The sequence below is a fragment of the Acinetobacter sp. GN11 genome, from assembly GCF_054823985.1.
The window spans coordinates 1-11,543 of sequence record NZ_JRVL01000100.1; the positions used below are offsets into that span (position 1 = coordinate 1).

General features: G+C 38.9%; 12 protein-coding genes. 5 read left to right on the top strand and 7 right to left on the bottom strand.

The features are described 5' to 3' along the window. Positions 1-37: 37 nt before the first annotated feature. Positions 38-1,468 (bottom strand): pyridoxal phosphate-dependent aminotransferase, encoded by a 1,431-nt coding sequence (locus NL42_RS10490; protein ID WP_016138454.1) that lies wholly within the window; start codon positions 1,466-1,468, stop codon positions 38-40. Between the two features lie 238 nt (positions 1,469-1,706). Between NL42_RS10490 and msrB the strand changes: the two genes are divergently transcribed. From msrB to NL42_RS10510, 4 genes are all read left to right on the top strand, one after another. Next, positions 1,707-2,126, top strand: coding sequence for a peptide-methionine (R)-S-oxide reductase MsrB (gene msrB / locus NL42_RS10495; protein ID WP_461312696.1), 420 nt, complete (start codon positions 1,707-1,709; stop codon positions 2,124-2,126). Continuing rightward, on the top strand, positions 2,123-2,608 hold the full coding sequence (locus NL42_RS10500) for a glutathione peroxidase (protein WP_005304488.1): 486 nt from the start codon (positions 2,123-2,125) through the stop codon (positions 2,606-2,608). Before msrB ends, NL42_RS10500 begins: the two co-directional genes overlap by 4 nt. Further along, positions 2,608-3,453 (top strand): AraC family transcriptional regulator, encoded by an 846-nt coding sequence (locus NL42_RS10505; protein WP_461312697.1) that lies wholly within the window; start codon positions 2,608-2,610, stop codon positions 3,451-3,453. The genes NL42_RS10500 and NL42_RS10505 overlap by 1 nt, the downstream gene beginning before the upstream one ends. Before the next feature lie 64 nt (positions 3,454-3,517). Next, positions 3,518-4,150, top strand: a complete 633-nt coding sequence (locus tag NL42_RS10510) for a LysE family translocator (RefSeq protein ID WP_461312698.1) — start codon at positions 3,518-3,520, stop codon at positions 4,148-4,150. 58 nt (positions 4,151-4,208) lie between these two features. Here the strand turns inward: NL42_RS10510 and dapC are convergent, their stop codons facing one another. From dapC to NL42_RS10540, 6 genes are all read right to left on the bottom strand, one after another. Further along, positions 4,209-5,378: a succinyldiaminopimelate transaminase gene (gene dapC / locus NL42_RS10515; protein WP_461312704.1), complete on the bottom strand. Its 1,170-nt coding sequence runs from the start codon at positions 5,376-5,378 to the stop codon at positions 4,209-4,211. Positions 5,379-5,403: 25 nt separating this feature from the next. Then, positions 5,404-8,067, bottom strand: a complete 2,664-nt coding sequence (glnD, locus tag NL42_RS10520) for a [protein-PII] uridylyltransferase (RefSeq protein ID WP_461312699.1) — start codon at positions 8,065-8,067, stop codon at positions 5,404-5,406. Positions 8,068-8,093: 26 nt separating this feature from the next. After that, positions 8,094-9,302, bottom strand: a complete 1,209-nt coding sequence (gene purT / locus NL42_RS10525) for a formate-dependent phosphoribosylglycinamide formyltransferase (RefSeq protein WP_461312700.1) — start codon at positions 9,300-9,302, stop codon at positions 8,094-8,096. A 112-nt stretch (positions 9,303-9,414) separates the two neighbouring features. Continuing rightward, a complete protein-coding gene (locus NL42_RS10530) occupies positions 9,415-9,804 on the bottom strand; it encodes a tautomerase family protein (protein WP_461312701.1) in 390 nt (129 codons plus the stop codon). A gap of 130 nt (positions 9,805-9,934) precedes the next feature. Continuing rightward, positions 9,935-10,276, bottom strand: a complete 342-nt coding sequence (gene ygaH, locus NL42_RS10535) for an L-valine transporter subunit YgaH (protein WP_461312702.1) — start codon at positions 10,274-10,276, stop codon at positions 9,935-9,937. Position 10,277: 1 nt separating this feature from the next. Further along, on the bottom strand, positions 10,278-11,000 hold the full coding sequence (locus NL42_RS10540) for an AzlC family ABC transporter permease (RefSeq protein WP_461312705.1): 723 nt from the start codon (positions 10,998-11,000) through the stop codon (positions 10,278-10,280). 121 nt (positions 11,001-11,121) lie between these two features. Between NL42_RS10540 and NL42_RS10545 the strand changes: the two genes are divergently transcribed. Next, positions 11,122-11,543 (top strand): hypothetical protein (locus NL42_RS10545; protein ID WP_461312703.1); only part of this gene is annotated, 422 nt, incomplete at its 3' end.

Genomic DNA, 11,543 nt, shown 5'->3' on the forward strand with positions numbered 1-11,543 from the left:
CATCCAATTTAAGATGCCTTTTTTGATATGCATTTTTTTAACGACGGTTGGCTAAGAAACGACCTAAACGAGTAATTGCTTCTCGTAATTCATTTTCAGCAGGTAAGAAAACCACGCGGAAATGATCTGGAGTTGGCCAATTAAAGCCCGTACCTTGCACCAATAACACTTTTTCTGCACGTAGCAAATCCAGCATTAACTTTTCGTCATCTTCAATTGGATAGATGTTTGGATCGAGGCGAGGGAAGCAGTACATTGCTCCATCTGGTTTTACGCAGCTTACACCAGGAATTTCATTTAACATTTCCCAAGCAATATTACGCTGTTCGTATAAACGACCACCCGGACGAATCAGGTCATTAATTGATTGATAACCGCCTAAAGCAGTTTGAATCGCATATTGAGCCTGAACGTTTGCACATAGGCGCATTGATGCCAACATATCTAAACCTTCGATATAGTCAGCAGCGCGGCTTCTATCTCCGGTAATTGCCATCCAGCCTGAACGGAAACCTGCAATACGATAAGCTTTTGATAAACCATTAAAAGATACGCAAAGCTGGTCGCCAGCTAATGAAGCTACTGAAACATGTTCAATACCGTCATAAATAATTTTGTCGTAAATTTCATCAGCAAATAAAATTAGATCATATTTTTTTGCAAGCACTACAATCTGTTCAAGAATATGACGTGGATAGACTGAACCAGTCGGGTTGTTCGGGTTAATGATGACAATACCGCGAGTATTCGGTGTAATCTTGCTTTCAATGTCAGCAATATCTGGATACCAGCTATTTTCTTCATCACATTTATAGTGGATTGCTGTACCGCCTGAAAGATTAACAGCTGCTGTCCAAAGCGGGTAGTCCGGCATTGGAATCAACATTTCGTCGCCATCGTCAAGCAAGCCTTGCATCGCCATAACAATAAGTTCAGACACGCCATTACCGATATACACGTCATTCACGTGCATATTTAGGATGCCTTTTTGTTGGTAATACTGGCAGATAGCTTTACGTGCTGGAAAGATACCTTTTGAATCAACATAACCAATCGCATTTGGTAGGTTTAAAGCAACGTCATTAATAATTTCTTGTGGGGCTTCAAAACCAAATGGAGCAGGGTTGCCGATATTTAGCTTGATGATTTTATGTCCTTGCTCTTCCATTTCATTGGCGGCTCGTAATACTGGTCCGCGAATGTCATAGCAAACATGCTCAAGCTTCGATGATTTCTTTATTTCTCGAGAAGTTGGCATGGATTGGAGAGTAGCAGTATTTTTAGACATAGCTGGATTCACTTTTGCATATCGGTATAAATAACTTTTAAATGTTTTAACTGTTACCAAATTCAGATCGTGTTGATCTTTTAGTAATTCAACAATTTTTTCATGGGTAAAGCCCGATTGCTGATACTGTTTGATAACTGGTAATAGTTGCTGGAAAAGCACACTTTTTTTCTGAGACATGTTTTGTCCTATACAACCGTGCCGAACAAGAATAGCACCATCTTTGCTTCCTTGGAAGAAAATAAAACATAATTTTGCTTACTTTTAATTTTGAATTTTGCTTACTTTTTGCTTTCCATTGCTTAGGTGATTAAATTCCAACAAATTTTACGTTCAGAGACTAGTGTTTTTGCGAGGAATGGCGTAAATATAAAACTCAATCATCAGAAATGTTTACATCAGAATAAAGGTGCATGTCATGGGAAAAGTCAATAAAACAGACCGGGAATGGCAAAGAGAGTTATCACCAGAAGAGTATCGGATCACACGACAAAAGGGCACTGAAGCTGCATTTACGGGGCAATACTGGAATACTAAGCAACATGGTACCTATGTCTGCCGTTGCTGCGGCGCAGAATTGTTCTCATCAGATACTAAATATGACAGTGGTTGTGGTTGGCCTAGCTTCTTTAAACCGATTGAGCCAACTGCAATTGAAGAACATGAAGATTTATCGCATGGTATGGTCAGAACAGAAATTATTTGTCATGATTGCGAAGCCCATTTAGGGCATGTTTTTGAAGATGGACCACAGCCGACTGGTTTGCGCTATTGTGTAAACTCGGCATCATTACAACTTAAATCACAAGAAAAAAATGATGAGGAAACCTATCCATGAGTAATATTTATCAGTTTGAAGCTGAACTGTTAGAGGGTGAAGTTAAGCAATTAGCTGATTACAAAGGTAAAGTTTTACTAATTGTAAATACTGCAAGTAAATGTGGTTTTACACCACAATTTGCTGGCCTTGAAAAACTTTATGAGAAATATAAAGATCAAGGCTTGGAAGTTTTAGGGTTTCCCTGCAACCAGTTTGGTGGGCAAGATCCGGGTAGCAATAAAGAAATCGGTACATTCTGCCAGCGCAACTATGGGGTGAAATTCCCAATGTTTGCGAAAGTAGATGTAAAAGGCCCAGAAGCCCACGTGATTTTTAGATATTTGACACGTGAAGCTAAAGGCATTTTAGGAAGCAGCACGATTAAATGGAACTTTACTAAATTTTTGGTAGGGAAAGATGGCGCAGTGCTTAATCGCTATGCACCTACGACTAAACCAGAAGCATTAGAAGCTGATATTGAAAAAGCATTAGCAAGTTAATGAATTCAATGAACGCTATTCCTCAAGCTTTTGAGTTTTGGCAAGATGGGCGAATGCCTTATGTTGAAGCCAGAAGATCTTGTTTTAGTCGAACATGTTATAAGTCTCATAGTCATCCAACATTTTCTATTGGAGCTATAGATGAAGGGAATAGCGTTTTTCAAAGTTCATTTGGTACAGCACAAAAGATTTCTTCTGGTACCTTAGTCATTGTACCTGCCCACATAGAACATTCTTGTAACCCATTACCTGATCAGGTTTGGAGTTACCAGATGTTGCATCTGGATATATCTTGGCTTAATCAATGGTATGCCGAATTTCAAAAAGAGGGCTTTGATTTTAATTTACCCCAGCATAAACCTCTCATTATTAAAGATGAGTCTTTATATCAGGCTTTTTCTGGTATGAATAAAACTTTATTTGATTCTGAAAAATTGATTCTTGAAAAAGAACAGTCGCTTATCTATTGCCTTACTGAGTTGTTACTACCTCATTTTATATTAGAAGAAATACAGAAAACTCAATATTTGTATGAGGACTTCTTGGCCTTAATCCATATTATTAAATCATCAGAACAGTTTATTTCTCTCGAAGAGCTTGCACAGCAGGTAGGTCTTAGTCGATATGCAATTATTCGTCTATTTAAAGCTAATGTTGGCTTAACACCCCATGCATTTCAAATTAATTTAAAGATTAATCAAGCCAGAGCTCAATTAAAACAAGGGATTCCGCTTGTGGAGTTGGCAGTAAATTTGGGCTTTAGTGATCAGAGCCATTTTCATAAAGCTTTCAAAGCGCATACTGGAATCACTCCTCGACAGTTTCAACTCGCAGCCGCGCAATAATTTACAATAAATTATTTTTCTCTATTTTTAAGCTATTCCATATTGTTTTACAGATGAAACCTTTATGGAAGTTTTTTTAGTTATCGCCTTTACTCACTTTTTAGCTTTGTTATCTCCAGGACCTGATTTTTTTCTTATTCTCACCAGCCTTTTGCAAAAGGGTTCGCGCTATACATATGGTGTCATTGCAGGAATTACGTTTGGTAATGCCTTAATTTTGATGGCGTGTATGTTCGGATTTATGTTACTTGGAAATTTGAGTACGACCATTCTTTTAGTACTTAAATGGTTTGGGGCCGGGTATTTGGTTTATTTGAGTTATCTTTGTTTTAAGGCTGCTCGCTCTGATACCTTAAGTTTTGCTACTGAAAAAAATGAGTTGATTGATCAAGAGTACCAACATCAGGATAAAGTTAAGAGCTCAATGTTGGGAATACAATCTAGTCTTCTTAATCCCAAAAATATTATGTTTTATAGTAGTTTGATGCTGCTTATTCAGCATGATTTTAGTTTAGTTCAAAAATTACTAATGAGTACGTGGATGACTGGAGTGGTACTTGGTTGGAACTTACTGTTGGTTCGGCTATTGCTTCAAAACCAAGTTCTAGAACAGATTAAACGTTCAGCAATAGGCTTATATTATTGCTCTAGTCTCGCTTTTATATGTTTTGCAATCTTACTCATTGCTTATAGTTAATGTCGGTTGTATAGCCTTCATGCTAAATAATCGTGAAGGCTATACAACTTATGTATGCTTAAAGAATTGCTTTTAAACGCTTAACTACTTCTTCGCATTGTGCTAAATCGGCAACTAAAGCCATACGCACATGATTTTCGCCAGGGTTACCTTGATCTGTGTCGCGAGATAAATAACGACCCGGTAAAACTTTAATATGGGCTTTTTCCATCAACATCTTGGCAAAAGTTTCATCGTTATCGACTTTTAACCAATAATAAAAACCTGCATCTGGCTTTTGCAGAGGTAATAAATGACCTAGTTCATTTTGGAATAAATCAAACTTTGCACGATATTGCTTACGGTTTTCTTCAACATGGTTTTCATCATTCCATGCTGCAATTGATGCAAGCTGATGTTGAACAGGCATTGCTGCACCATGATAGGTACGGTACTGCAAATATGGTTTTAATAATTCTGCATCACCCGCTACAAAACCTGAGCGTAAACCCGGTAAGTTTGAGCGTTTAGAAAGTGAATGAAATACGACACAGTTTTTATAGTCATCACGACCAAGTTCAGCACAAACTTCTAATAAACCTGTAGGTGCTTGATCGAACCAAAGTTCTGAATAGCATTCGTCAGAAGCAATAACAAAATTATATTGATCAGATAAGGCAATTAGCTTTTTGAATTGTTCTTTAGAAAGTACTGTGCCAGTTGGGTTGCCCGGCGTACATACAAAAAGAAGGGCAGTTTTTTCCCATACTTCTGCGGGTACAGCATCAAAATCACCTAAGTAACCATTTTCTTCGGTGCAATTGATGAAATAAGGTTTTGCACCAGCTAGTAGAGCTGCGCCTTCGTAAATTTGATAAAACGGATTCGGCATTACCACATACGGTGCGTCTTCACGGTTAATGAGCGCCTGAACAAATGAGAAAATCCCTTCACGCGTACCAGATACTGGCAAAATGTGGTTTTCAGCACTAATGTTGTTAAGTTTAAAACGTTTAGTTAGCCAGTCTGCAATACTTTGGCGAAGCTCAGGTAAGCCTTTGCTGTTTGGATAAGTTGAAAGATGATTGAAGTTGTCAATAATTGCTTGTTTAACAAACTCTGGTGCTGGGTGCTTTGGTTCACCAATTGATAGAGGAATCAAGGGAAGGTTAGCAGGAGTAGTATCCTTAAAAAGTTGGTTTAACTTTTCAAATGGATATGGGTGCAATAACGACAAGCTAGAGTTCATTAAACAGTTACCAGATAGTTGAGTTTCAGTGCTGACAAATTTGATTAGATGCTTCATCTAATGCAGCTTTAAGCTTTTCCGAGAAGAGTTTGACCTCTTCGTTATTTAACGGTTTTCCATCTTTTTTCGTGACAAAGAAAATATCTTCTGCACGTTCACCTAAAGTTGCAATTCTAGCTGAATGGATGTCTAAACCTTGCATCATAAACAAGCCACCTACACGTGCAAGTAGGCCGGGGTGATCGAGTGTTGAAATTTCAACCATGTTTTGCTGTAACGCTTCATTCAATGTAACGTCAACTGTATTTTCAATATCGAAATGACGTAGTTGACGTGGAATACGGCGTTGCATAAGTCCCGGATATTGGTCTGGCTGACTAAGAGCCTTCACTAATGCGGTTTTAACTGTTTCTTCGCGTTCAGGATCGGTTAGCAATGTACCAAAGCGATCGAGCACAACATAGGTGTCTAGGCTAAATGCCGTACTTGCCGTGATAATTTTTGCATCCTGAACGTCTAAGTTCATACGGTCCAAAACTGCCACAGTTGTTGCAAAAAGGTTGGGTTGATCACGTGTGTATATAAAGATTTGCACGGCATCTTGAGCAGCTTTACGATGAGCACGTAACAGTACTAATGGCTCTGGGTTATCGCCGTGTTTCAAAATTGCTTGAGTGTGCCATGCAATTTCATCTGCCGATTCTTTAATGAAGTATTCATCACCGAGTTCTTGCCATACTTTTTCGACATCTGCCAATGAGAAGTTATTTACTAGTAATTCACTTGCGGCAAATTTGGTGTCTTCAATTAGCATTTGATAGTCAACAGGTCGGCTTAAACCTGTACGAATGACATCACGGGCATGCGTATAAAGTTGACGCATAAGCGAGGCACGCCATGTATTCCACAGTTTTGGATTTGTCGCATTAATATCCGCAACTGTTAAAGTATATAGATAATCAAGATGTTCCATATCGCCAAGTTTTTCGGCAAAATCTTTAACAACATCCGGATCTGAAATATCCTTTTTCTGAGCAGTGAGTGACATGAGCAAATGGTTGTGAATGAGCCATGCAATTAGTTTACATTCACGCTCTGTAAAGCCATGCGCACGTCCAAACTCGATTGCATCTTCTGCACCAAGTTCACTATGGTCTCCACCACGGCCTTTGGCAATGTCATGAAATAACGCAGCAATAAACACAATATCTTGACGTGCGAGACGTTGGAAAACTGAGCTTACAACAGGGAACTCTTTAGCAAATTCAGGTTCTTTAAAACGGTTTAAATTGCGCAGTAATAATAATGTATGTGCATCGACTGTATAGATATGGAATAGGTCATATTGCATGAGGCCCATGATCTGACCAAAGGCTGGAATATAGTTTCCTAAAACACCATAGCGTTTCATCGCTACCAAAGTATCGTATAGACGATAAGGTGAGCGAATTATCGACATAAATAGCGCTTGATGCACAGGATTATCTCGATAATTTTGGTTAATACGTTTTGCAGCAAGAATAAGTAAGCGTAAAGTACGAGCGCGGATACCTTCAATATCTGGTCGATTAGCCAAAATATAGAACAATTCTAAAATAGCACTTGGATGTTCTGCGAAAATTTTGTGGTGTTGTACGGCTAGTTTATTGTCGACAATCTTAAAGTGATCATTAACGACTTCAATTTTACGTTCGTAATTTGGTAAACGCGGAGTAATCACTGATTCGCTAAAATAGGCCAACAACATTTCATTGAGTGTTGAAACCTGTTGAGCAGTACGGTAGTAGCGTTTCATGAACTGCTCGACACCGTAATTTACAGGCTGACCTTCTTGACGGGCGTAACCAAATTGAGCTGCAATTTCTCTTTGATGATCGAACAAAAGACGGTTTTCATCACGTTTCGCTAAGCGATGTAAATGGTGACGAATTTCCCAAAGAAAACTTTCCGCTTCTTCTAAAACGTTTAATTCGAATTCTGAAATAAAGCCTAAATGAACTAAGTCATAAATGCGGTTTACGCGGAAATGACGCTTAGCAATCCAGCCAATCTGGTTAATATCACGAATGCCGCCAGGCGCATTTTTAATGTCAGGTTCTAAATTGCTTTCAGTGTTGTTATGTTGATGGTAGCGTTTGGCTTGTTCAGCCATTTTTGCATCAAAAAATGTTTTATCTGTCCACGTTTGCGAAACAATACGACGCGGCCATTTTGCAAGTTGACTATTACCAGTAATTAAACGAGCTTCAATGAGTGTGGTTGCAACGGTTAGATCTGTCGCAGCTTGTTCAACACAGCTTTGAATGGTACGAACGCTAATTCCGGGCTTGAAATTGCCAACATCCCATAAAGAGGAAATGAATGTAGAAATGCGTTTTTCATTTTCTTCGTTAATTTCATGTTCCGATAAAATCATGATATCAACATCGGAATAGGGCAACATTTCACGGCGCCCATAACCACCCACAGCAAAAAGACCTAGTCCTGTCTGGTCAAGTTCGGCATGTTTCCACAAAAAGATCAGTGCTTCGTCAACGAGGTCTGAGCGCGCTTTAATGACTTCCCGAATAGATTGCCCATTTTCATATGAATCCTGCAATTGCTTTTCTACATCCGTTCGCCATTGATTAATGGCTTTAATATCATGATGGCTTGTAACGTAGTTCAGCAATGGCGATGTATTGATCATGAAAATGGGTCTACCAAAAGTAAATATTAAGAGTTGGTGTTTACGCTTACTTGATCAGCGGTTTCTTTCGCTAAAGTACGAGCAAGATCCGTATTTTCTGCACGCGCAGTTGCCACACCCATACGACGTCGTTTGAAACCTTCTGGTTTACCAAACAGGCGTAAGTCGGTATTTGGGTTAGCCAATGCCGTATTTAAGCCGCTATAGCTTAAGTTATTGGCATCGACCCCAGCATAAATCACTGCACTAGCAGCAACACTATGGCGCGCCGTATTCACTGGCAATCCTAAAATAGCACGAGTATGCAATTCAAATTCGCTTTGAAATTGTGACGCTAGAGTCACTAGGCCAGTATCATGTGGGCGAGGCGAGACTTCACTAAACCAGACCTTGTCGCCTTTAATAAACAGTTCTACACCAAAAATACCACAGCCACCAAGTGCTATTGTCACTTTATTCGCAATACGTTTTGCTTCTTCAAGTGCAGCAACGGTCATAGGTTGGGGCTGCCAGCTTTCTACATAATCACCAGCATCTTGACGGTGACCAATTGGGTCGCAGTAGTGAGTTTCGATTTCGCCAGTTTCAGGATTTTTTGCACGAACGGTAAGTAATGTAATTTCAAAATCAAAATCAATTTGAGATTCAATGATGACAGTACCTTGATTAACACGACCACCTTGCATCGCATATTCCCAAGCAGCATCGACTTCATCGAAACTTTTTATACGAGACTGACCTTTACCTGAAGATGACATTACGGGTTTTACAAAGTTTGGATAACCAATATCGTCACAAGCAGCGCGGAAGCTTTCAATAGAGTCAGCAAAGCGGTAAGCAGAGGTAGGTAAACCAAGCTCTTCAGCCGCAAGACGACGAATACCTTCACGGTTCATTGTCAGGTTTACAGCTTTAGCTGAAGGAATAACAGTGGCAGTTTGGCTCGCTTCAATTTCAAGCAAAACTTCTGTAGCGATGGCTTCAATTTCTGGAACAATTAAATTCGGTTTAATTTTCTCGATGAGCTGTTTTAACTCAGTTGGATTCGCCATATTTAACACATAAGAGAAATGTGCAACTTGCATGGCTGGCGCATGATCATAACGGTCGGCTGCATGTACTTCTACACCAAGGCGTTGTAAAGAAATTACAACTTCTTTGCCAAGCTCTCCTGAACCTAACAATAAAACTTTAAATGCAGAAGACTGAAGTGGGGTACCGAGTGTCACGCTCATGCGAATCGTCCTGACAAAATTATTTTTTTAAGCATAGCAGAACTTATGATGGAGTTAAGCTTTATGACACATAAAAAGATTAATTTTGTCGGACAATTAAGATGTCACTTTTTTAGATATTAACTTGATAATTTAAAAGCAACTCATCTGCATTTTTACCGCGGATACCCCAATTTTCTTTAGGGGTTTCAAAAATCGTAATTTCAATATCTTGAGGAGCTATTTTGCATTGTTCTTCAATATTGCGAAATAAAGTTTGAATGAGTTGTTTCTTAGTAGCTGGGCTACGTCCAACAAACATTGAAAGTTCAATAATAATGTAGTGTTGGCTACGGTCCGAAGGATAGATAAAATTTCCAGGCTTAAGACTAATAAAGCGCTGAAATCTTTTTTCGACAGGATATTTCAACTCTTGAATTAAAGCTTGATGGATTGCATGAGAAAGTAGTTCTCGATACTGCATAATCGTTTGTTCATTCGCGTAAATTTTAACTTGTGACATTTTTATCTCTATGAAGTAGGTAAGATTATCTTTTTAATCAATTCAAAAATTAGATTTTTACGCCAGAAGTTTCAATCTTAAAGGCTTCTGGCTAGGTTTCATTTTATATAAGGAAGATCAGTTTATCTATTTATAAAGGTAAATATGTATAGATCAGGCCATAAACAATTGCGGCAGTTAAAGTTGCTGGAACAATTTTCTTAAATTTAAAATAAAGGCCTGCTAAAACCAGAAAACCGATAAGCATGGCGAAACTCTTATCTGGATTTTCAAGAAGTTGTGGAAGAGTGGCAACCACAAGCATGGCACTAATTGCAGATATACCAATACAGCCCAAAGCAATTTTTAACCAGACTGAACCGCGTCTTTGCTGTGTACCTTGTAGTTTTTGTATAACAAAGAATGGTCCGAAACGTGAGGTGAAATTGGCAATACCAACAATGATACCAACCAGAATAATCTCTAGGTTCATTTTAAACTTCGACCTCTTCTTGTTGTTTCAGCACATAATGTTTAAACAAGCCGGCTAAAATGCCTGAAAGAATACCAATAAAAATAGCCGCAGATAGGTTAATCCAATAGCAGGACAACGCTGAAACGACTAAAGATACAGCAACTACAAGGCTATGCTTTTGCTCAAATGCTGCCAATAAAAAACTTAAAAATAAAGCTGGAAGTAAAAAGTCTAATGCTGCTTGTAAAAATTTTGGAAGATGAGCGACTTGATCTGCAAATAATCCACCTAACAATGAGCCAGTTGCCCAAGCCATCCAACTAAATAGACTTAAGCCCAACATCCAAGACTCGGACCATTGCTGACGACGTTGTGACAGTTGGATCATTCCACTGGCAAAAACTTCATCTGTTAAGCCCCAAGCCCACACCGCCGTTTTTTTAAGATTTAATTTGTTTGAAATCAGGTTGTATAGCGCTGGTCCATAAAGCACATGGCGAATATCAAGTGCAATGACTGTTAATGCAGTTAACCAAATAGATGAACCGCTAGCCAAAAGCGCGACAACCAAGAACTGGCTAGCTCCGGCATACATTGAACAAGATAGGAAAAAAGCTTCCCATGGTGTAAAACCAAACTGATATGCAGAAACACCAAAGGCAAAAGAAACGGGTAAATAGGTGAGTACGATAGCTTGACTATCTTTGGCGCCTTGCCAAAAAGTTGCCGTTTGGGCAGGCATCAATTGTTGTTCGGACACAATACACCTTGGCAATAAACCAAATGATAAAAATACTTGAAAGATTGAGTATTGTAGCCGAATTTAATAGCATAGTGCCGAAATGTTTAATCGGCAGTTTGCTATGTTCAACGCAAAGATTCGTTTAGTTTATATCGCCATGTTGAGTGCAGGTATTTTTACATTGCAGGGCTGTGACAATGGTAATCATGAGGCAGAAAAAAAAGTAGAAATTAAGCCAGCACCTAAACTAACCAATGATGCAACTGTTTATGCTCAAAAAGCATGGACATTGATTAATACGGTTGAGCATGTGGTTTATGAAAAGCAACTGAGTCAAATCGATGACAAAGTTCGCAAACCTTTACGTCAATTGAGCACTGACTGGCGTATTAATGTAAAAATGACGGACTCAGTAACTGAAGGGAAATATGCACTTTGTCGTAAAGCTTTAACGAGTCTAGATGTGTGGGCACGCGAAACGCTTGAAAATAATAATTCAGTTGCTAAGAAACAAGCAGATTATGAGCGAGATAAAGCTCAGTG